Source organism: Dysgonomonas sp. Marseille-P4677 (genome assembly GCF_016652235.1).
Taxonomy (GTDB): Bacteria; Bacteroidota; Bacteroidia; order Bacteroidales; family Dysgonomonadaceae; genus Dysgonomonas.
In genome coordinates this window covers 1-22,049 of sequence record NZ_JAEPKU010000070.1, presented here as the reverse complement: position 1 = coordinate 22,049, position 22,049 = coordinate 1, and the positions used below count along the sequence as shown (strand labels likewise).

Annotated in this window: 16 protein-coding genes; 14 read left to right on the top strand and 2 right to left on the bottom strand. The window is 35.1% G+C overall.

Features of this window, described 5'->3' with window-relative positions:
* The first annotated feature begins 1 nt into the window (after nucleotide 1).
* Nucleotides 2–493, top strand: a complete 492-nt coding sequence (locus JGH11_RS12450; protein ID WP_370567596.1) for a helix-turn-helix domain-containing protein — start codon at nucleotides 2–4, stop codon at nucleotides 491–493.
* 92 nt (nucleotides 494–585) lie between these two features.
* On the opposite strand, the gene JGH11_RS12445 is transcribed toward JGH11_RS12450, so the two are convergent.
* Complete coding sequence (locus tag JGH11_RS12445) at nucleotides 586–1,962, bottom strand: tryptophanase (protein WP_201112226.1); 1,377 nt, start codon at nucleotides 1,960–1,962, stop codon at nucleotides 586–588.
* A 350-nt stretch (nucleotides 1,963–2,312) separates the two neighbouring features.
* Between JGH11_RS12445 and JGH11_RS12440 the strand changes: the two genes are divergently transcribed.
* From JGH11_RS12440 to JGH11_RS12420, 5 genes are all read left to right on the top strand, one after another.
* Nucleotides 2,313–3,095: a dihydroorotate dehydrogenase electron transfer subunit gene (locus JGH11_RS12440; protein WP_201112224.1), complete on the top strand. Its 783-nt coding sequence runs from the start codon at nucleotides 2,313–2,315 to the stop codon at nucleotides 3,093–3,095.
* The gene (locus JGH11_RS12435) at nucleotides 3,083–3,994 is read left to right on the top strand and encodes a dihydroorotate dehydrogenase (RefSeq protein WP_201112222.1); all 912 of its coding nucleotides are present in this window, start codon (nucleotides 3,083–3,085) and stop codon (nucleotides 3,992–3,994) included. Before JGH11_RS12440 ends, JGH11_RS12435 begins: the two co-directional genes overlap by 13 nt.
* A 164-nt stretch (nucleotides 3,995–4,158) precedes the next feature.
* A complete protein-coding gene (locus JGH11_RS12430; RefSeq protein ID WP_201112220.1) occupies nucleotides 4,159–5,301 on the top strand; it encodes a BamA/TamA family outer membrane protein in 1,143 nt (380 codons plus the stop codon).
* 14 nt (nucleotides 5,302–5,315) lie between these two features.
* Nucleotides 5,316–7,013 carry a phosphoethanolamine transferase gene (locus JGH11_RS12425; RefSeq protein WP_201112218.1) on the top strand — a complete coding sequence of 566 codons (1,698 nt, stop codon included), beginning with the start codon at nucleotides 5,316–5,318 and terminating at the stop codon, nucleotides 7,011–7,013.
* 20 nt (nucleotides 7,014–7,033) lie between these two features.
* Nucleotides 7,034–7,996, top strand: a complete 963-nt coding sequence (locus tag JGH11_RS12420) for a PCMD domain-containing protein (protein ID WP_201112216.1) — start codon at nucleotides 7,034–7,036, stop codon at nucleotides 7,994–7,996.
* Between the two features lie 55 nt (nucleotides 7,997–8,051).
* Here the strand turns inward: JGH11_RS12420 and JGH11_RS12415 are convergent, their stop codons facing one another.
* Nucleotides 8,052–8,654, bottom strand: a complete 603-nt coding sequence (locus JGH11_RS12415; protein ID WP_201112208.1) for a SagB/ThcOx family dehydrogenase — start codon at nucleotides 8,652–8,654, stop codon at nucleotides 8,052–8,054.
* Nucleotides 8,655–8,872: 218 nt separating this feature from the next.
* On the opposite strand from JGH11_RS12415, the gene JGH11_RS12410 reads away from it, so the two are divergent.
* The 8 genes from JGH11_RS12410 to JGH11_RS12375 all read left to right on the top strand — a co-directional run bounded on the left by JGH11_RS12410 (nucleotide 8,873) and on the right by JGH11_RS12375 (nucleotide 21,994).
* Nucleotides 8,873–10,105 (top strand): DUF4105 domain-containing protein, encoded by a 1,233-nt coding sequence (locus JGH11_RS12410; RefSeq protein ID WP_201112206.1) that lies wholly within the window; start codon nucleotides 8,873–8,875, stop codon nucleotides 10,103–10,105.
* Complete coding sequence (locus JGH11_RS12405) at nucleotides 10,102–11,688, top strand: alkaline phosphatase family protein (protein WP_201112204.1); 1,587 nt, start codon at nucleotides 10,102–10,104, stop codon at nucleotides 11,686–11,688. Before JGH11_RS12410 ends, JGH11_RS12405 begins: the two co-directional genes overlap by 4 nt.
* 43 nt (nucleotides 11,689–11,731) lie before the next feature.
* Nucleotides 11,732–15,037 (top strand): preprotein translocase subunit SecA, encoded by a 3,306-nt coding sequence (gene secA / locus JGH11_RS12400; protein ID WP_201112202.1) that lies wholly within the window; start codon nucleotides 11,732–11,734, stop codon nucleotides 15,035–15,037.
* Nucleotides 15,038–15,221: 184 nt separating this feature from the next.
* Nucleotides 15,222–17,810 (top strand): DNA gyrase subunit A, encoded by a 2,589-nt coding sequence (gene gyrA / locus JGH11_RS12395; RefSeq protein WP_201112200.1) that lies wholly within the window; start codon nucleotides 15,222–15,224, stop codon nucleotides 17,808–17,810.
* Nucleotides 17,811–17,834: 24 nt separating this feature from the next.
* Nucleotides 17,835–19,118: a lipopolysaccharide assembly protein LapB gene (locus JGH11_RS12390; RefSeq protein WP_201112198.1), complete on the top strand. Its 1,284-nt coding sequence runs from the start codon at nucleotides 17,835–17,837 to the stop codon at nucleotides 19,116–19,118.
* Between the two features lie 127 nt (nucleotides 19,119–19,245).
* Nucleotides 19,246–19,632, top strand: a complete 387-nt coding sequence (locus JGH11_RS20570) for a DUF559 domain-containing protein (RefSeq protein ID WP_201112230.1) — start codon at nucleotides 19,246–19,248, stop codon at nucleotides 19,630–19,632.
* 172 nt (nucleotides 19,633–19,804) lie between these two features.
* Nucleotides 19,805–20,899 (top strand): methylmalonyl Co-A mutase-associated GTPase MeaB, encoded by a 1,095-nt coding sequence (gene meaB / locus JGH11_RS12380; protein ID WP_201112196.1) that lies wholly within the window; start codon nucleotides 19,805–19,807, stop codon nucleotides 20,897–20,899.
* A 132-nt stretch (nucleotides 20,900–21,031) separates the two neighbouring features.
* Nucleotides 21,032–21,994 carry an ROK family protein gene (locus tag JGH11_RS12375; protein WP_201112194.1) on the top strand — a complete coding sequence of 321 codons (963 nt, stop codon included), beginning with the start codon at nucleotides 21,032–21,034 and terminating at the stop codon, nucleotides 21,992–21,994.
* The last annotated feature ends 55 nt before the right edge of the window (nucleotides 21,995–22,049 follow it).

The window sequence follows — 22,049 nt, the reverse complement described above, 5'->3', positions numbered from 1 at the left end:
GATTAAGCTTATAATGGAAAGTGAGCAACTCACACCATCAGCATTTGCAGATAAACTGCAATTAGGTCGGGCTGTGATATCGCATATATTAAATGGGCGTAACAACCCCAGCTTAGATGTGGTGGCGCGGATATTATCCCATATGAAAAATATTAATCCAGATTGGCTGATAACAGGAAATGGCAATATGTATAAATCGTCGGAACAAGCTGTAAAGAGTTCGACAATTCCGCAAGCATCAATGAATAATTATCCGCCTAATCAAAACCAACCGGATTTATTCTCTCAGAATTACGTATCTCCTCCTGTTGCGCAGCAAGAGCCTGAATATCGCAAGGAAATTATAGTTGAGCAGCCTGTAAAATCGAATGAAGATTCTTTGAATCAAACAGTTGTATATCAAAAATTACCTGAGCGTAAAATAAGTAAAATAATTATTTATTACACAGATAATACATTTGAAACATTTGATGCCAATAATAAGCCATTATAAAAATAATTTTCTTCCAACATTTAATATAAAAGCGATAATCCTTCATAAAAGATTACCGCTTTTTATCATTTAAATAAAATAGTTAAACTTTATTATTCAACTTTTTTGAGTTCTACAGTAAAATGCCTTAATAAGTCTGCTTCCCATACAATTTTAAGTCCTTTGGTAATTGATTCGCGACGATTATATATATTTTTTAATGCAGCAGCTACTACATTCATATGATTATCTGTATATACGCGCCTCGGAATTGCTAATCGCAATAGATCTAAACCATCAAATCTATTCTCTCGTGTTATCGGATCTCTATCAGCCAGAATATAACCTATCTCACAACCTCTGATGCCAGCCTCCAGATATAGTTCGACAGTTAGTGTTTGAGCCGGGAATTGTTCTCTAGGTACATGTGTCAGTACTTTTGTTGCATCTACAAATATGGCATGACCTCCGGCCGGACGTTGATATGGAATTCCATATTCATCGAGCTTTTTTCCTAAATATTCAACTTGTTTGATACGGCTTTCCAAATTATCAAATTCTGTATTTTCATCAAGTCCTATAGCTAATGCATTCATGTCTCGTCCATTCATACCACCATATGTTGTGAAGCCTTCATAAGCGATTCCTTTTACCTTAGCAGCGTCATACCATTCTTTGAGATTAGTTGCTATAAAACCGCCCATATTCACAATAGCATCTTTCTTGGCACTCATGGTCATGGCATCGGCATAAGAAAAGATCTCAAGACATATTTCTTTTATAGTTCTCTTTTCAAATCCCTTTTCGCGCGTTTTGATGAAGTAGGCATTTTCTGCAAAACGAGCCGAATCGAATATGATACGTTTTCCGTATTTATTCGCTAGAATTCTTGTTTCACGAAGGTTTGCCATTGATACAGGTTGCCCACCGCAAGTGTTATTAGTGATAGTAACGATTATAAAAGGTATTCGATCACCATATTCTTTTAAAGCTGCTTCCAGTTTTTTTATATCTACATTTCCCTTAAATGGTATTTCCAGCTGGGTGTTCTTAGCTTCATCTATTGTACAATCTAAAGCAATGGCCCCTCTGGACTCAATATGCCCCTTTGTGGTATCGAAATGAGAATTCCCCGGGCATACATCGCCTTCTTTTATCAAACATGAAAATAAGACGTTCTCAGCAGCTCTTCCCTGATGGGTGGGCAGTACATAATCGAAGCCGGTGATACGAGTGATCATATCTTTCATATTATAATAAGATGACGCTCCTGCATAACTTTCATCACCTAGCATCATTGCAGACCATTGTCGGTCACTCATAGCTCCTGTACCGGAATCTGTTATGAGATCTATATATACTTGTTCAGATTTGAGTTGAAATACATTGTTTTTAGCTTCATTGATCCACGTCTCCCGTTCTTCGCGGGTACTTTTTCGAATGGGTTCAATCATTTTGATTTTCCACGATTCAGCGAATGGTAATTCCATATTGTATATTTAAGTTATTGTAATTAAGAGTATAGAAAGATATTTAATGATACGTTTTTTACGATCATGATAAATAGTAGTTCTACTTATAAATAATGATTAAATAAGTAATTTTTTTATCAAAGAGTGAAGATAAAATGGTCTCGATCCTTTATATTGAGGAAAATAAGGGTGAATAATGTATTTTTGTAACCAAAATCCATCATATAAGACCATTTACAGGTTAGTATTGTATCATAAAGATATAAAAAAATCCTGTCATAATTATATTCTATCCTGATTTTCTAATAAGGTCAAACTTTACTAACTTTGTACCTGAATAAATTTACATCACTAAAAGACTTAGGTAAATGAAAAAAATGCTGGATTTAGTTGTTTCCGATAACAGCCAACTAAACCATAACTATTGCCTCATTAAACTAACTACCACAGACAATACCCTTCTACCGGATATGCTCCCCGGACAATTTGTAGAAGTAAGAATTGATGGTTCGTCTACTACATATCTAAGACGTCCTATTTCTGTAAATTTTGTAGATAAGGAGAAAAATGAACTGTGGCTATTGGTTCAGGTAATTGGAGACGGTACAAGAAAGATGTGTGAGTATAGAAAGGGAGATATAGTGAATCTGCTATTGCCATTAGGCAACACATTTTCAATTCCTGCACAAAATACTTCACAAGAACTGCTTCTAATTGGCGGAGGGGTTGGTACTGCTCCGATGCTTTATTTGGGTGCTTGTCTGAAAGAAAAAGGATTTAATCCCAAATTTTTGTTGGGAGCGCGATCAAAGAACGATCTGCTCCAATTAGATGAATTTGCTAAGTATGGAGAAGTATATTGTACTACTGAAGATGGAAGTTTTGGGGAAAAGGGATATGTTACTAATCATTCGGTACTGAAAAACACTCGTTTTTCTTCAATTTATACCTGTGGGCCTAAGCCTATGATGGTAGCTGTGGCAAGGTATGCTAATGATAATAAAATAAACTGTGAGGTATCGCTCGAAAACATGATGGCATGCGGGTTTGGCGTATGTTTGTGTTGTGTAGAAAAGACTCGCGAAGGGAATATTTGTGTGTGTACAGAGGGTCCCGTATTTAATATAGAAAAGTTGACATGGATAAACTAGGTGTAAACATCGGTAAACTACATTTGAAGAACCCCGTAATGACAGCTTCGGGTACTTTTGGCTATGGAAAAGAGTATGTAGACTTTATTGACCTGTCGCGAATAGGTGGTATATTTGTTAAGGGGACTACCATTCGGGATCGGCAAGGGAATGATTATCCGCGTATGGCAGAAACTCCTTCAGGCATGTTAAACGCTGTGGGACTGCAAAATAAGGGTGTTGATTACTTCGTTTCGAATATTTATCCCGAAATAAAAGACTTTGATACAAATGTTATTGTTAATGTATCAGGGTCCACTATCGAAGATTATGTAGAATGTAGTGAAAAACTAGTTGGATTAGATAAAATTCCAGCTATTGAACTTAATATCTCCTGTCCTAATGTCAAAGAAGGTGGAATGGCTTTTGGAACATCTGCCTGTTCGGCCGGAGATGTAACTAGAGCAGTTAGAAAAGTCTGGGATAAGACCCTTATTGTGAAATTATCGCCTAACGTAACTGATATTACTGAAATAGCCAGAGCTGTAGAAGCAGAAGGAGCAGATTCTGTGTCTCTGATAAATACATTATTGGGAATGGCTGTTGATATAAACAAAAGGAAGCCGGTATTATCAACAGTTACAGGAGGACTTTCGGGGCCATGTGTAAAGCCTATAGCTTTGCGGATGGTATGGCAGACTTATAATGCGGTAAAAATTCCGATTATAGGTATGGGCGGAATATCTTGTTGGCAAGACGCCATCGAATTTATTCTTGCCGGATCATCAGCAATCCAAATAGGAACACATAACTTTATAGATCCTACAATATCGTTGAAGGTTGTTGACGGAATTGCTGAATATTTAGATAAAAACAATTTAGATTCAGTAAATGAATTAATTGGAGCATTACAAGTGTGATTCGATAAAAGAAGATATTGGAGAGACGACTCAACTTTGAGTCGTCTTTTTTTGTTTATATAGAAATACTTTTTGTTTAAAATAATATAAAATTTGCAAATAAATCTTTGATTTATAACGAAATCTTATGTTATATCAGATAAAAGAAATTAATTTCGTTTTATATGCGTAAAGTATTAGTAATCTTAATAATAGTTTGTAGTCATGGGACTTTAATAGCCCAGGGTTCGTTTGTATCGGATTCGACGAAGATTGCAAAAAAGAATGTATTCAGCCGTTTGATTGAATATTTTGAAAAATCGAACGAAGTAAATAATGATAAGCGTTTCGACTTCTCAATAATAGGTGGCCCCCATTATTCTAGCGATACTAAATTGGGGTTAGGATTAGTTGCATCAGGTTTATATCGTCTAGATAGGGAAGATTTGAGTATGTCTCCTTCGAATGTATCTCTGTATGGTGATATTACGACAACAGGGGCTTATGTTATTGGTATAAGTGGAAATACTTTATTCCCTAAATTGAAATATAGGATTGATGCCGATATGTATTTTTCATACAAACCAAGCAGATATTGGGGGATTGGATATGATGCGGGGCGTAAAGATTATTATTCTGAGTTTGATAATTTAACAACAGAAATAAAATTTGATTTCTTGAAAAAAATAACAAAGGATACTTATCTCGGAATCATAACGAACTTTAGAAATGTAAAAGGGAAAGATTTCGATGATATCAGTCTTTTGAATGGAGAATCGGATAAATCAACTGCTATTGGAGGTGGACTTATTTTTTCATACGATTCGCGTGATTTCATCCCTAATCCATATTCCGGGTTTTATCTAAAATTGGAACAGATTTTCTATCCTAAATTTCTTGGTAGTACTTATAATTTTAATAAATCTGAGTTTATATTCCGTTATTATCGCCAGCTATGGAAAGGTGCTGTTGTTGCTTACGATCTTCAAGGAATTTTTAACAATGGAGATGCTTCGTGGAATATGCTGGCATTGACTGGTGATTCGCATCAAATGCGAGGATATTACATAGGACAATACCGGGATAAAAAAATGATACAAACACAGGTTGAATTGAGACAAAAAATATATAGACGGAGTGGTGCAGTAGTGTGGGCCGGAGCAGGAAACGTTTTTCCTAAATTTTCTGCTTTCGATTGGAAACATACTTTGCCCACATTTGGAATAGGATATCGTTGGGAATTTAAAAACAGAGTCAATGTTCGTTTAGATTATGGTATAGGAAAAGGGCAATCGGCTTTTTACTTTAATATAAACGAGGCATTTTAGGTTATCAGACAATCATGGAATTAAAAAAACATTTGGACGGTTTTATAACCAGTCCTAAGAAACTATTTATACTTTTAATTATAGTAAATATTATTCCTAACGTAGGATTGGTGTTTACAGAGCCTCTAACCAGCATGGGTAAGTTACTTTTGATACTCTTTCCCTTGGGTGTTTACTGTATTGTTTTTACAATATCTAAAAATATAGGATTGATACAGTTGTTGTTATTTCCTCTATTGGTGCTGCATGCTTTTCAGATAGTGGTGTTTTATCTTTTTGGTGAAGACGTCATAGCTGTAGATATGTTTTTGAACGTCGTAACTACCAATATGACAGAAGCCGGCGAGGTTTTAAATAGTATAATCGCCTCTGTTGTATTTGTTATAGTTATTTATATTCCGACCATAATTATTGCATTTCTAGCCACTAAAAGAAAGGTTTTTATGGATGGTGCAATTCGTAAAAAAATATTCTTTTCGGGAATCGCCATTTTAATCTTTTCGTATGCATTAAGCTATACGGCAAAGAATAAAGATACAAATACCTTTACCTTGCATCAGGATGTTTATCCTGTCAATGTTCTATATAATCTTGACTTTGCCATACATAAGTGGAAGCGTAGTAGCCAATATCAAGAGACATCCAGAGACTTTACATTCAATGCATATAAAGAGAAAAATGCAGATGAAAGAGAAATATATGTTCTGATTATAGGCGAAACCAGTCGTGCTGAAAATTGGGGACTTTATGGATATGAACGGAATACTACTCCTCATCTTTCGCAAGATAGTAATATTGTGTTTTTCAAAGACGCTATAACACAGTCTAATACAACACACAAAAGCGTACCTATTATTATGTCTACGGCATCGGCCGAGGATTATAATATTATTTATCATCAGAAAAGTATAATAGAGGCATTTAAAGAGGTTGGATTTACCACAGTTTTTATTTCAAACCAGTCAGCGAATCACACATTTACAGATTATTTTGCACAAGAAGCGGATTATTTGGAGTATTACAGACATTTCAATGATAAAACTAATAATCTTGATGAAATATTGCTGCCGAAATTGAAACACTATATTGATTCTATATCCGGTAACTTATTTGTTGTGCTTCATACATATGGTTCACATTTTAACTATAAAGAGCGCTATCCGGAAGATTTTGCAGTGTTTACACCCGATAACATAAAAGAAATAAAAAGATCGGAAAAAGATGTATTAGTAAACGCATATGACAATACTATTCTCTATACTGATCATTTTTTACATACTGTCTTACAATTACTTACAGAAACGGGTGCATGTTCCTCATTATTTTATGCTTCTGATCATGGTGAAGATATTTTAGATGATAATCGCGAGCGTTTTTTACATGCATCTCCCAATCCTACATTTTATCAATTGAAAATTCCAATGTTTATATGGTTCTCTGATCAATATAAAGAAAACTATCCGGTGGATGTTATTAATGCTATCAATAATAGCACAAAACCGGTAGCTACAAACGCTGCTTTCCATACAATATTGGATATGGCTCATATTTATAGCAATTATTTCGATACAGATCTTTCGTTGGTCAGTAAGAATTTCAAAATAAAAAAAAGAATGTATCTGAACGATCATGACGAGCCTATTTTCTTTTATAATGCAGGCCTTAAAAAAGAAGACAAGATTATGATCGAAAAACGTAAAATGTATTATTAATATTAAAATCAGGAGGATTTATGACTAGATTGAAGAATAACATAAAAATTATAAGTTTAATATATTTACTTTCTATATCAAATATTTACGCTCAAAAAGAGATAGTAGAGCCTATCAATTATGGAGATATGAGTCATTGGATGGTACGGCAGATTAAAGAATCGAAAATAATCGGAGGACAAACTAAATATTTATATGAAATAGTGAAAGGTGATACGCTAAAAGACGTAGCTTATAAGAATACAGTATCTCCTTGGGCCGTTTCGTCTGTACTGGCTAAAGTGAAAGGAATAACCAAAACAAGTATTACTGTATTTCCCGAAAAAAGAGATAATGATTATTGTGCTCGTTTAGAGACTCGTATAGAGAAGTGTACGGTGCTAGGACTCTTTGATATCAATGTGTTAGCGAGTGGTACTATTTTTTTAGGAGAAATGCTGGAGCCTATAAAAGATACAAATAACCCCCAATCGAAACTTGTTACCGGTATTCCATTTACTAAGCACCCCAAAGCTCTGCAATATGACTATAAAGTGACTACAGGAGGTAATTGCATTCAGTCTACAGGCTTTAGTAAGCAGAAAAAGTTGGATCGGAAGGATATGGCAGAAGTACAAATTCTTTTGCAGAACAGATGGGAGGACGCCGATGGAAATATCTATGCTAAACGTGTGGCTACAGGTTGGGAACGCTTTGGGCAATCGGTAGATAGCTGGCAAAACAATCATAGATTGGAATTACATTACGGAGATATTTCTACCAAGAGTTTTTATGCTGAGTATATGGAGTTAAAAAGCGGAGAACAGGCTTATTACACCCGTAACAGTAAAGGGAAAATGGTACCCATACACGAAGTTACATGGGCACTACCAAACGAAAAAATTACTCATCTGATTTTACAGTTTTCATCTAGCAACGGTGGGGCGTATACAGGAAGTACAGATAGTAAGTTTTGGATAGATAATGTTAAATTAGTATATTAATAAAAAAACGCTGCAAAAGATTTTCGCAGCGTTTTTTTATTTTATTTTCAATGTCTTATTGTTTTATATAACCAACAGCTTGAACAAGAGCAACTTCTTGTTTATCTGTTAATTTCATCACATTATGCAAATCGGGACGGGTAAATGACCCGCGAGCAACCGCACCCAAACCTACAGATGAGCAATATAGATATACATTTTGGATAGAGAATCCTGCATCCATAAGGCCTGCATCGCGGCTATTTTTATCCAGATTAATTACATATATAAGAGACAATGACGCATTATTGGAAATATTGGGCTGCCCTAGAGCAGTTCTGAAATCGCCCTTCTCCTTTAATATAAGCTTATTTTCTTTGGCGTCATAAAAATATATCCCATCACTAAACATCACATATACATCTACTTCCTGTCTATTTTGAGATGACGGAACTGTGCGTTTATCCTCCCTGTTGAAGCCATAAGCGGCCCAAAGCAAATCGGACAAAGTTTGGGCAGGTAGATCCTTTTTTTCAAAATTACGATTCGATTGCCGATCATTTAGTGCGTCCATCAAAGGTTTGCCTCCAGTCCTTGTAGGTGGTACTAATTGTATATCCTGAGCTGTCACATAACCTACCAGACATAATAAAACAATAACAAATAATCCTTTTTTCATAATTCAAATATTATTTAAATTTTAACACTAACAAAAATAGAAATAAAAGCAACTAATACCTTTATTTAGCTATGACATATGTTGTTTTTTAAGTAAAATTCACAACATAAAATATGAATGAATAGATGATTTAGTAAATTATTTTCAGCATTATATCCTATATTTGCAGATTAAATAAGTATCTATGGCCTTATTTTCTTAATGTATTAATATATACGATGCGAAAATTATTAATTGTTTTTATATTTTTTATGGGTATTGCACAATTAGCTAATTCCCAAAATAATATCTCACAACCGCAAATCATACTAAGTGACTCTGCTCAGGTAAGTTTACTTACGAACGCGCCTTGGGATGAAGCTGTGTATTCCTTATTTGGACACACTTCAGTTCGAGTGAATGACCCTGCACAAAATATCGATTATGTATTCAATTTTGGCATATTTAATATTAATAAGAAAAATTTCATACTTCTTTTTATAAAAGGTGAAACCGATTATATGGTGGCTAATTTCCCTTATCGATATTATATTGAGGAACAGCAAGAAAGAGGTGTGGGTGTAGTAGAACAGATTTTTAATCTCACTCAGGAGGAAAAGCAAAATATGTTTGATGCTTTTATGACTAATACACTGCTCGAAAACCGTGTATATCGTTATAATTACTTTTATGATAATTGTTCTACTCGTCCACGTGATATTATTGAAAAAAATATAAAAGGAAATATAAAATATACTCCGACAAATAAGGAACAGACATACAGAGACTTGGTTAAAGAATGTGTTCGTGTACAGCCTTGGGTAGAGTTTGGTATAGATCTAGTTATAGGGGCTGAAGCCGATAAAACTATTACAGACAGGCAAAAAGATTTTTTACCTGAATATCTGATGAATGCTTATCAAGGAGCAACAATTCAGGGTGATAGTATACAACGAAATATGTTGATTTCAACTACAACAATATTGAAACCAACACCTTTTAAAGATAAATTTCCGATAACACCTCTTTATGGAGGACTAATATTATTGATTATAACCATTCTTGTCTCTTATTTTTCTTATAAGAAAAGATGGTTTGCCCTAGGGAAAACGTTTGATACTTTGTTATTCTTTGTCGCAGGTATCTCCGGTTTTATAATTTTCTTTCTAATGTATTTTTCGGAGCATCCATGTACCAATCCAAACTGGAATATAGTATGGCTTAACCCACTTCAAATCATAGTTGCTTTGTTATTCTTTGTAAAATCATTATCAAAGTGCATTTATTATTATCATTTTATTAACTTTGTGGCACTTTTGGCATTCCTTTTGGCATGGTGTTTGATACCACAACAATTAGATATAGCCTTTATTCCGTATATTTTATCCTTAGGTTTAAGATCAGGAATGAATATTATGCAACAAAGAAAAACAAAGAGAAAAGCTGATTATAGCTTACCAAGAACGAGATGATAAGAATAATAACCTCTTTAGTCGCAGTACTAACAATTACATCTGTTCATGCACAAACCACTGTGCGTGAAACGCCAAAGTTGGTTATTGGTATCACTATCGATCAACTTAGAGGCGATTATCTCGAATTATTCCAGAATACATTTACCGAAAAAGGATTTAAACGCCTGCTCAATGAAGGATTGGTGTATCAGAATATAAGATTCGATATTCCTAATCTGGATGATGCTTCCGCTATTGCTACCATATACACAGGTACAACCCCTTTTTATCATGGTATTGTGGGGAATAAGAAATATTTGGCTTTCAAGCAACAAGAGATTTCTACATTTTCAGACCCTTCATATTTGGGTAATTACACACAGGATAACGTTTCTCCCTTAGCTCTAAAAGCATCTACAATAACCGATGAATTGAAAGATGCATCGCGTGGGGCTTCAGATGTATATTCTTTTGCACCTCAGATATCACAAGCCCTGATCACAGCCGGACAGAAAGGTAATACAGCCTATTGGATCGATGATTATACAGGAAAGTGGGCTTCTACAACCTATTATAAAAACTTCTATTGGACAGTTGATCAGGACAATCGTAGCGGAGCCGATTTTTCGGTAAAAGCATGGGGGATGCAATGGACTCCTCTGCTTAGTGTAAAAGATTATAAAGCGTTCCCGTATATGCAAAATATGACTTCGTTCATGCATAATATGGGTACTGACAAAGCGACATATATTAAGGCTAAGCAAACACCGGCTGTGAATGAAAATGTACGAAATACAGCGGTAAAAGTTTTGACAAAAGCTGATTTAGGAAAACGTACCAGTCCCGATTTTCTTTCTCTAACCTTTTATGCAGGGAACTTTTCAAGTATATCTGATTACTCATTTGAAATACAGGACACCTACGCTAGATTAGATAGAGAGATAGGTATTTTGCTTGATGAAATAGATAAAACTGTTGGATTAAAGAACACCCTTATTTTTGTAACATCTACAGGATATTACAATTCAAATGAATCAGCCTTTAAGGGAGAACAGAATGTACCGGACAATAAGTTCTATGTCAATCGTTGCGAAGCCTTACTAAATATGTATCTTATGGCCATATATGGCAAAGATAACAAATGGGTGGATAAGTTCTATAATGGGCAGATCTATCTTAATAAGGAGCTGATTAAACAAAAAGAAATATCATTACAAGAGATTCAGGATAAAGCAGCTGAATTTGTATCTGAATTTACAGGAGTGCAAGAGGTTTATACTTCTTATCAAATACAACATGGCCAATGGAATCCTGTAATGGAATACTACAGAAATGGTTATACTAAAGAAACTTGTGGAGATCTTTTTGTCGAACTGCAACCGGGATATAAGATCGTAAATGAACAAGATCCTAACTTTAAAGAAAAACAGGTTCGCAACAATGCTGTAGTTTGTCCTGTTATATTTTTCGGAAATGGTATTAAGCCGGAAAAAATAAAAAGAACTATAAAAGCAACCGAAATAGCTCCTACAGTATCATATATTATGCGAATTCGATCGCCCAATGCAGCTAGGGAGCAAGCATTATCGGAATTATTATAGTACAATTAGAATGAATATTAGAAAAAAATAAAAACTTAAATATATGGGATTCGCTGATATTTTATCATCATTATTTGGAAACAAAGCTCAACGTGACTCAAAAGAAGTTAGTCCGTATGTAGAGCGCATTAAAGCCGTATATCCGTCAATAGAAAAGCTTTCTCATGACGAATTGCGTGCCAAAACAATTGAAATAAAGCAACAGATTCAAGATTATGTTGCAACAGAACAAAATAAGATTGCCGAATTAAAAGCAAGTGTAGAAACGCTTGAAATAGATAAGCGTGAAGAAGTTTGGGCTGAAGTAGATAAATTAGAAAAGGAAATAACAGAAAAATACGAAGAAATACTTGAAAAGGTTATGCCTGAAGTATTTTCAATTGTAAAAGATACAGCACGCCGATTCACTCAAAACGAAGAAATTGTTGTTACTGCAACAGAATTTGATAAATTATTGGCCGAAACACACGATTTTGTCGATATAGATGGTGATAAGGCTATATATTACAACCATTGGGTAGCCGGAGGTAATGAAATTGTATGGGATATGATTCATTACGATGTACAGTTATTTGGAGGGGTTGTGCTTCATAAAGGTAAAATTGCCGAGATGGCTACAGGGGAAGGTAAAACATTGGTAGGTACACTTCCTGTCTTTCTTAATGCTCTTACGGGTAATGGTGTACATGTGGTAACAGTAAATGATTACCTTGCAAAACGTGACTCGGAATGGATGGGACCTATTTATATGTTCAACGGACTTTCTGTAGACTGTATAGATAAACATCAACCTAACTCGGAAGGTCGTCGTCAGGCATATCAGGCTGATATTACATTTGGTACAAACAATGAGTTTGGTTTCGACTACCTACGTGACAATATGGCAATTAATCCTTCAGATCTTGTACAACGCAAACATAATTATGCAATTGTGGACGAGGTTGACTCTGTATTGATTGACGATGCACGTACGCCATTGATTATTTCTGGTCCTATACCAAGAGGCGAACAACAATTGTTTGAAGAATTTCGTCCTCGTGTAGAGATTATTGTAAAAGCACAAAGAGATCTTTGTACGAAATTATTAGCTGAAGCAAAAGCTAAAATGGCTTCAGAAGATAAGAAAGAGCAAGAAGAAGGTAGCTTATTACTTTACCGATCATTTAAAGGACTTCCTAAAAATAAACCACTCATTAAATTTTTGAGTGAACCAGGTATCAAGGCCTCGATGCTGAAAACCGAAGAGCATTATATGGCAGAACAGATGCGTAATATGCATATTGTTACTGATGATCTGTATTTTGTTATTGATGAAAAAAACAACAGCATCGAATTAACAGATAAAGGTATAGATTTACTTACCGGTAATTCGGATGACCCATTGTTCTTTGTATTACCTGATATTGGTTCACAACTTTCCGAATTAGAGAATCAATCATTAAACGATAGTCAAAAAGCTGAGAAAAAAGACGAATTGATGCAAAGCTATTCCATCAAATCGGAACGTGTACACACAGTCAATCAATTACTTAAAGCATACGCTTTGTTCGAAAAAGATGATGAGTATGTAGTAATGGATAATAAAGTAATGATTGTAGACGAGCAAACAGGCCGTATAATGGATGGTCGTCGTTACTCGGATGGATTACATCAGGCTATAGAAGCAAAAGAACGTGTAAAAGTAGAAGCTGCTACACAAACATTTGCAACGATTACGCTACAGAATTATTTCCGTATGTACCACAAGCTTTCGGGTATGACAGGTACAGCAGAAACAGAAGCTGGAGAGTTGTGGAATATCTACAAATTGGATGTAGTTGTCATCCCTACAAACAGGCCGATTGCTCGTAAGGATATGAATGACCGTATCTATAAGACTAAACGTGAAAAATATACAGCGGTCATACAAGAAATAGAAAAACTGGTAGAAGAAGGTCGTGCCGTACTTGTTGGTACTACTTCGGTAGAAATATCAGAACTTCTTAGTAAGATGCTTACTATGCGTAAGATCAAACATAATGTACTGAATGCTAAATTACACCAACGTGAAGCCGAAGTAGTGGCATTAGCCGGACAGGCCGGAGCTGTTACTATCGCAACCAATATGGCGGGTCGTGGTACGGATATCAAACTGGCTCCTAGTGTAAAAGAAGCCGGAGGTTTAGCAATTATTGGTACAGAAAGACATGAGTCTCGACGTGTAGACCGTCAGCTTCGAGGTCGTGCTGGACGTCAGGGAGACCCGGGTTCTTCGGTATTTTACATCTCGTTAGAAGATGATTTAATGCGTTTGTTCGCATCGGAGCGTATTGCTGGTATGATGGACCGCATGGGCTTCAAAGAAGGCGAAATGCTTGAGCATAACATGCTGAGTAAGTCAGTAGAACGTGCGCAGAAGAAGGTTGAAGAAAATAACTTTGGTATCCGTAAACGCTTGTTGGAATATGACGATGTTATGAATTCGCAACGTGAAGTTATTTACAAACGTCGTCGCCATGCTTTGATGGGTGAACGTATCGGAATCGATATTATAAATATGTTCTATGATACAGCTGTCAACCTTGTAGAGCAATATGCTGATAATCTTGATTATGAAGGATTGAAGATAGATTTGCTTCGTGTCCTTGCTATTGAAATGCCATTCGATGAACCTACTTTCCGTTCGATGAAATCGGATACAATGGTAGATAAGATTTATGATAAAGCCGTACAGAACTTCAAACTCAAAATGGATCGCCTAGCTGAAATAGCTAATCCGGTTATAAAACAAGTGTTTGAAGAACAAGGAGATAAATTTGAGAATATATTAATTCCTATTACTGACGGAAAGCGTGTATACAACATTTCTTGTAACCTGAAAGAAGCATACGACAGTCAATCTAAAGATATTATCAAATCGTTTGAAAAAGCAATTGTACTCCATACTATCGACGAAGAATGGAAAGAGCATCTACGCGAAATGGATGAACTTCGTCATTCGGTGCAGAATGCAAGTTATGAGCAGAAAGATCCGTTATTGATCTACAAGTTAGAATCATTTACTCTGTTCAAATCGATGCTTAATGGTGTCAATAGTAAGGCTGTAACAATTCTTATGCGTGGTCAGATACCTGTACGTGAGCCAGAACAAGTACGTCAGGCCGCTCCTGAACAAAAAACAGATTATAGCCGTTATCGTACAGAAAAGAGTGACGTGGATGGAGAAGCTACTCAACAACGTGCTCCGCAACAAGGTCCCGACCGTCCAAAAATTTCTCCGGTACATGTAGATAAAAAACCCGGACGCAACGATCCTTGTTTTTGTGGAAGCGGTAAAAAATATAAAAACTGTCACGGAAAAGACGAATAATTCCTTGATTGTATAATTGTAAGAAAAGCCTGATGTAGACTAAATTCATCAGGCTTTTTTGCATCATTATATTTTCTTAATACAAACAAAATTTGTATCTTAGCATGTTTTTTAAACACTAGAAAATACCTTAATCAAAAGGTACTTCACAAATATTTGAGAATAAAAATTTTATCTTAAAATAATGGCAGAAGCAGAGGACAGAATTATTAAGATCAACATCGAAGACGAGATGAAATCGGCCTACATTGACTATTCAATGTCGGTTATTGTATCAAGGGCCTTACCTGATGTAAGGGATGGCTTCAAACCCGTTCACCGCCGTATCCTTTTTGGTATGAGCGAACTAGGAAATGCATCTAATAAACCGCATAAAAAGTCAGCGAGAATAGTAGGGGAAGTATTAGGTAAGTATCACCCACATGGTGACTCATCTGTATATTTCGCTATGATACGTATGGCTCAGGAATGGAGTATGCGTTATTTGTTAGTAGACGGACAAGGTAATATGGGTAGTGTTGATGGTGATATGCCTGCTGCCATGCGTTATACAGAGGCTAGATTGAGCCGTTTGGCAGAAGAAATGTTGAAAGATATCGACAAAGAAACAGTCGATTTTCAATTAAACTTCGATGATACTTTGAAAGAGCCTACTGTTCTACCAACTCGCATACCGAATCTTCTTATTAATGGTGCTTCCGGTATTGCTGTAGGTATGGCTACAAATATGGCTCCTCATAATATGACGGAGTCTATCAATGCGATTATTGCTTATATCGAAAATAATGACATCGATACTGCTGGGTTGATGCAGTATATCAAAGCCCCAGATTTTCCTTCTGGTGGATTTATATATGGTTATCAAGGTGTTACTGATGCTTTTGAAACCGGTCGCGGACGCATTGTTATGCGTGGACGTGCAGAAATAGAGATGGAAGGTAATCACGAAAAAATTGTTATTACCGAGATTCCGTATTTAGTTAATAAAGCTGAACTAATAAAGCACATAGCAGATCTTGTCGGTGAAAAGAGACTGGAAGGCATCAGCAATGTAAATGATGAGTCGGATCGTCAAGGTATGCGTATTGTTGTTGATATAAAACGCGATGCAAATGCAAATGTTGTCTTAAATAAATTATATAAGCTTACAGCACTTCAATCTTCGTTTAGTGTAAATAATATTGCTCTTGTTAAAGGGCGTCCTAGAGTTCTGACTCTCAAGGATATGATTTCTTTGTTTGTAGAGCATCGAATCGATGTCGTAATTCGTAGAACTACCTATGATCTACGTAAAGCAGAAGAACGTGCGCATATTCTGGAAGGATTGATTATTGCGTCAGATAACATAGATGAAGTTATTGCTATTATCAGAGCCTCTAAGTCTCCACAGGAAGCGATAGATAGTTTGATGAGTAAGTTTCAATTGTCAGAAATTCAAGCTCGTGCGATTGTTGAGATGCGTCTAAGACAATTGACCGGTCTGGAGCAGGATAAGTTACGCAATGAGTATGAAGAAATATTGAAACTGATTGCTTACTTAAATGAGATTCTTGCTAATGAAGACCTTCGTATGAAGGTTATTACTGATGAATTGATTGAAGTAAGAGATAAATACGGAGATAAGCGTCGTACTGAGATTGTATATGCTTCTGAAGAATTAAATCCTGAGGATTTTTATGCAAATGATGAAATGATTATTACTATTTCTCATTTGGGCTATATCAAACGTACTCCTCTATCTGAATTTAGAGCTCAAAATAGAGGTGGAGTGGGAGCTAAGGGCTCAGAAACACGTGATGCAGACTTCATTGAGCATATATATCCGGCATCAATGCACAATTACATGTTGCTTTTTACCCAAAAAGGCAAATGTTTTTGGTTGCGTGTATTTGATATTCCGGAAGGAACTAAGAGTTCAAAAGGAAGAGCTATACAAAATCTGTTAAATATAGAGTCGGATGATAAAGTAACAGCTTTTGTAAGAGTAAGAGGTTTCAGCGATACAGAATTTATAAACAGTCATTATCTCATATTCTGTACTAAACAGGGAGTAATAAAGAAAACAAGACTGGAAGCTTATTCTCGTCCTCGTCAAAATGGGGTAAACGCTATTACTATACGTGAAGATGATAGAGTGATAGAAGTACTTATGACAGATGGGAATAGCGAGATATTATTAGCTAATAGAAATGGCCGGGCAATTCGTTTCAATGAGAAAGATGTCCGTGAGATGGGGCGTACAGCAACAGGTGTTCGAGGCATGCGTATCGATGAAGACGGGCAGGATGAAATCATTGGTATGTTAGCGATGTCGAAAGAAGCACAGGCTAATGAGACTATAATGGTTGTATCGGAGCAAGGATATGGAAAACGTACCAATCTGAATGAAAAAGATGATGATGGTAATGATATTATCGATGAAAACGGAGATATTGTGCCTGTATATCGTATAACTAGTAGAGGTGGAAAAGGTGTTAAGACTCTTAATATTACGGATAAAACAGGTAAGCTAGTTTCGATAAATAGTGTGACTGACGATAACGATTTAATGATTATTAACAAGTCTGGCATTACAATTCGTCTAAAAGTTTCGGATATTCGCACTATGGGAAGGGCTACTCAAGGAGTTAGGCTCATCAATTTGGGTAAAAGAAACGATCAAATTGCTTCTATTTGTAAGGTTGAATCAGAGACAGAATCAGAGGATATTGAAGATGTAGAAATCCTCGACAACGATATAGATAATACAAACGGTACAGACTCGAACGAATAAAATAATTTTAAAAATAAGTGATTTATGAAACGTATATTATTAGTAACATCATTATGCTTGCTTACAGGCCTTTCATTCGCTCAGAAAAAAGCAGTGAAAGATGCTAAAAATGCGATGAAAAGTAGTGTTTCGGAGGCGAGGGAGCTTATTAAGCCGGCGCTAACAGATCCAGAAACTACTAATGATCCCGAAACTTGGAAACTTGCCGGAGATATTGAATTCAAAGCCTTTGACGATGAACGTACTTTGGAAATGCAAAAGGAAATAACAGGAAAAGGTGGAAATGAGGAAGCTATGTATATTGGTTTGTACAATATGTATGATCCATACATTAAAGCTGATGAATTAGGCGAAGTACCTGATGAAAAAGGAAAAGTGAAAAATAAAGTTAGAAAGGATATTGTGAAAAATATGAGAGACGGCCATAGATTCTATATAAATGGTGGTGTTTTTTACAATGATAAACAAGATTATAAGAAAGCAGCTGATTTCTTCGAAAGATATTGGGAACTTCCTACATTAGCAATGTTTGCAGATTCTCAGGCTGATTTTAACTTGCAAGATACAACTTATCAAACTATTAAGTATTATGCAATTATCAGCTCAATACAATCTAAAGATCATCCACGTTCAATAAAGCTATTGAAAAAGATAATCGCTGAGCCATATATTCAAAATAGTACATATAAAGAAAGTGACGTTTACGAATTACTAGCTAGTGAATATCAACAAGCAGAAGATAGTGTTTCATACGTAACTACATTACGTCAAGGCGCAGAGAAATTCCCTAAAAATAAATATTTTACACCAAATTTGATTAATGAGTTTATCAGAGGAGGAAAAACTAATGAGGCTCTTGCATATCTGGACCAGGCTATAGCTAACGATCCTAGCAATACTTGTGATTTGATGAGTGTTAAAGCTTCATTATATTCAGAACAAAAAGATTATGCAAGTGCAGAGCCTGCATATGAAAAAGCACTGGCTGCTGATGCTAACTGTGAGAGAGCATTGGAAGGTTTAGGAGTACTTTATGTACTGAAAGCTCAGGATATGAAAGAAAAAGCCGGCCAATCTACAAATAGAAGAGAGCAGGCCGAAATGGATAAAGAAACTTCAGAATTATATATAAAATCGCTACCGTATTTAGAAAAATATCGCGATATTTTGAAAGCAAGAGGTGCTGACAGTCTTGATTTAAGACCAGCATTGATGAAGCTTCAGAATGTATATTACAATTTGAGTTTACTCAATATTGATAAATCAAAAGAATTAGATGCTATAGATAAGGATCTTAATGCTTTATAAATTATTTGAGTATATATAAAACAAAAAGCCTGTAGATATTTCTACAGGCTTTTTTATTTGTCTTTTATACAATTATGTTAATTTTAATTTAATATTTTAGAGCAAGTGCTTAGAATGTAATTGTGTAATAGAAGATATTGTCTATAACTATTCCATAAAAAACTTTGGAGTCCAATTATGTAGAAAATGTCAAAATTGGGTAAAAGAACTAGATAGTACAGAAGAAACTATTCGTCTATATTTTGCTTTAAAGGAAAGAAATATAAAACCTCACATAGAGAAATTTGACGGTTATAAAACTGTTGATATAGCCATTCCTTCCGCAAAAATTAATATTGAAGTTGATGGGCAACACCATAATTACAGTTATAAACAGGCTCTAGCTGATTTAAAAAGAACTTATTATTCTTTTGAAAAAGGATATTTTACTCTAAGAATACCAAACTCTTTATTAAAAGAAGAAAATAAAACGTTTGATGAAGCTATTAATTATATTGAAAAATTCATTAAATAAAACAGACTCTAGATAAGTACGTAAAAATTGAGTATTTTTGTAGGAAAGAATTAGTATTAATGTATATTAAAATAATAGCATAGATCTTACCAATACAATTTGTTATATAATTATTATTATGTTTAATTGTATAAATAGATTATTATTTTAGAGCTTAGCTACTTGCCTACATATGGAACATTTTGAAAACGACGATCAATTCCAAGGATTACGAGTGAATAAAGGAATATCAGAACAACCTACAGTAAATCCTTATTTAAATAATTTCAAAAAATTTAAACGTAAAGTATATACTGTTTCAGAATACGTCGAAGGTATTTTGAAGGGAAATATTTCTATTCTTGGGCAGGCTGTAACATTAATTGAAAGTTCTAAACAAGAACATCAGATTATAGCACAAGAAGTTATTGAGAAATGTCTGCCTTATACCGGAAATTCTGTTCGTATAGGTATAACTGGTGTCCCTGGCGCTGGAAAAAGTACTTCAATAGACTCTTTTGGGATGCATATTCTAAAAGGAGGCAATAAACTTGCCGTATTGGCAATAGATCCATCTAGCGAAGTCAGTCGCGGTAGTATTTTAGGAGATAAAACACGTATGGAGCGACTTTCTATAGAAAAGAATGCCTTCATTCGTCCCTCCCCTTCAGCTGGTTCTCTTGGTGGAGTTGCTCGTAAAACACGAGAAACAATTATATTATGTGAAGCTGCTGGTTTTAATCGTATTATAGTCGAAACGGTTGGTGTTGGTCAATCAGAAACTGCTGTACATTCAATGGTAGACTTCTTTCTTCTTATCCAATTAGCAGGAACTGGAGATGAATTACAAGGTATAAAACGAGGAATAATGGAAATGGCTGATGGTATAGTAATAAATAAAGCAGATGGAAATAATGTTGAGAAGTCTCGTTTAGCTCAGTCACACTTCCAAAATGCTCTTCATTTGTTCCCCCTACCCGATTCTGGCTGGGCACCTAAGGTTCTTACTTATTCAGGATATTACGAAATTGGTATTGAAGAAGTATTAAGTATGATTGATGAATATATTGATTTTGTCAAAAAGAATGGATTTTTTGAGTATAGACGTAATACCCAATCGAGATTCTGGATGTATGAAACAATAAATGAAAGATTGAAAAGCAACTTTTATAATAATGCACAAGTACAAGAACAATTAAAGACTCTTGAGCAAGATGTGCTTAATTCTAAAATAAGTTCGTTTGCTGCTGCAAATAAAGTTTTAGAGTCATACTTAAAATATTTATAATATAGTTAGCAAAAAAACTATATGTATTATATTATTAGTCTTTTAAGGCCTTATTTTCTCTCAGAATTAATTATATTTGTACACATTAATTAGAATAATAATTTCAATATTGAATTAACATAAAATAAAATCATGGAAAAACCATATGCTATTGGAATCGATATCGGTGGAACTAACTCTGTTTTTGGTGTAGTCGACAAACGTGGACACATTATTAATCAAGGATCAATCAAAACTGGCACATACAAAGAAATCAACGAATATGTAGCTCATCTTTCAGAAGGTGTTCAGGAAATAATAGACCAAGTCGGTGGCTCCGGTAATATTAAAGGAATCGGGGTTGGTGCGCCTAATGGTAATTATTTTACTGGTTGTATTGAATTTGCGCCAAATTTACCTTGGAAAGGAGTAATTCCTTTAGCTCAAATGCTTACTGATAGATTAAATATTCCTGTGGCTCTTACCAATGATGCTAATGCTGCTGCTATTGGAGAAATGACTTATGGTGCAGCTCGAGGAATGAAAGATTTCATCGTGATAACTCTTGGTACAGGTGTTGGTAGTGGTATCGTAGTAAATGGTCAATTGGTATACGGACATGATGGTTTTGCCGGTGAATTGGGACATACAACAGCTATTCGTGAAGGACGTCAATGTGGTTGCGGAAAGAAAGGTTGTTTAGAAACGTATAGTTCGGCAACCGGAGTAGCCCGTACAGCTAGAGAATACCTTGAAACAAGAAAAGATCCAAGTTTATTAAGAGAACTGAATCCTCAAGAAATAACGTCGAAAGATGTTTATGATGCTGCTGTAAAAGGAGATAAACTGGCTAAAGAAATATTCGAATATACAGGCCAGATATTAGGTGAATCATTTGCTGATTTTGTAGCATTCTCAAGTCCTGAGGCTATTATATTATTTGGTGGACTAATTAAAGCCGGTAAGTTAATTTTCGATCCGGTTCGTAAACATATGGAAGAAAATATGCTTCCTATCTATAGAAATAAAATTAAACTATTGATGTCAGAGCTTAAAGAGAGTGATGCAGCTGTACTTGGTGCTAGCGCTCTAGGTTGGGAAGTAAAAGATTATTAATTAGTTATCAGAAAAAAAATAATTTAAAAAAGCTTATAATCAGATGGATTATAAG

Excerpts from the sequence above, each read along its gene's own strand:
- JGH11_RS12445 (WP_201112226.1), bottom strand. The coding sequence starts at position 1,962 with ATGGAATTACCATTCGCTGAATCGTGGAAAATCAAAATGATTGAACCC.
- JGH11_RS12440 (WP_201112224.1), top strand. The coding sequence starts at position 2,313 with ATGAAAAAAATGCTGGATTTAGTTGTTTCCGATAACAGCCAACTAAAC.
- JGH11_RS12435 (WP_201112222.1), top strand. The coding sequence starts at position 3,083 with ATGGATAAACTAGGTGTAAACATCGGTAAACTACATTTGAAGAACCCC.
- JGH11_RS12430 (WP_201112220.1), top strand. The coding sequence starts at position 4,159 with ATGCGTAAAGTATTAGTAATCTTAATAATAGTTTGTAGTCATGGGACT.
- JGH11_RS12425 (WP_201112218.1), top strand. The coding sequence starts at position 5,316 with ATGGAATTAAAAAAACATTTGGACGGTTTTATAACCAGTCCTAAGAAA.
- JGH11_RS12420 (WP_201112216.1), top strand. The coding sequence starts at position 7,034 with ATGACTAGATTGAAGAATAACATAAAAATTATAAGTTTAATATATTTA.
- JGH11_RS12415 (WP_201112208.1), bottom strand. The coding sequence starts at position 8,654 with ATGAAAAAAGGATTATTTGTTATTGTTTTATTATGTCTGGTAGGTTAT.
- JGH11_RS12410 (WP_201112206.1), top strand. The coding sequence starts at position 8,873 with ATGCGAAAATTATTAATTGTTTTTATATTTTTTATGGGTATTGCACAA.
- JGH11_RS12405 (WP_201112204.1), top strand. The coding sequence starts at position 10,102 with ATGATAAGAATAATAACCTCTTTAGTCGCAGTACTAACAATTACATCT.
- secA (WP_201112202.1), top strand. The coding sequence starts at position 11,732 with ATGGGATTCGCTGATATTTTATCATCATTATTTGGAAACAAAGCTCAA.
- gyrA (WP_201112200.1), top strand. The coding sequence starts at position 15,222 with ATGGCAGAAGCAGAGGACAGAATTATTAAGATCAACATCGAAGACGAG.
- JGH11_RS12390 (WP_201112198.1), top strand. The coding sequence starts at position 17,835 with ATGAAACGTATATTATTAGTAACATCATTATGCTTGCTTACAGGCCTT.
- meaB (WP_201112196.1), top strand. The coding sequence starts at position 19,805 with ATGGAACATTTTGAAAACGACGATCAATTCCAAGGATTACGAGTGAAT.
- JGH11_RS12375 (WP_201112194.1), top strand. The coding sequence starts at position 21,032 with ATGGAAAAACCATATGCTATTGGAATCGATATCGGTGGAACTAACTCT.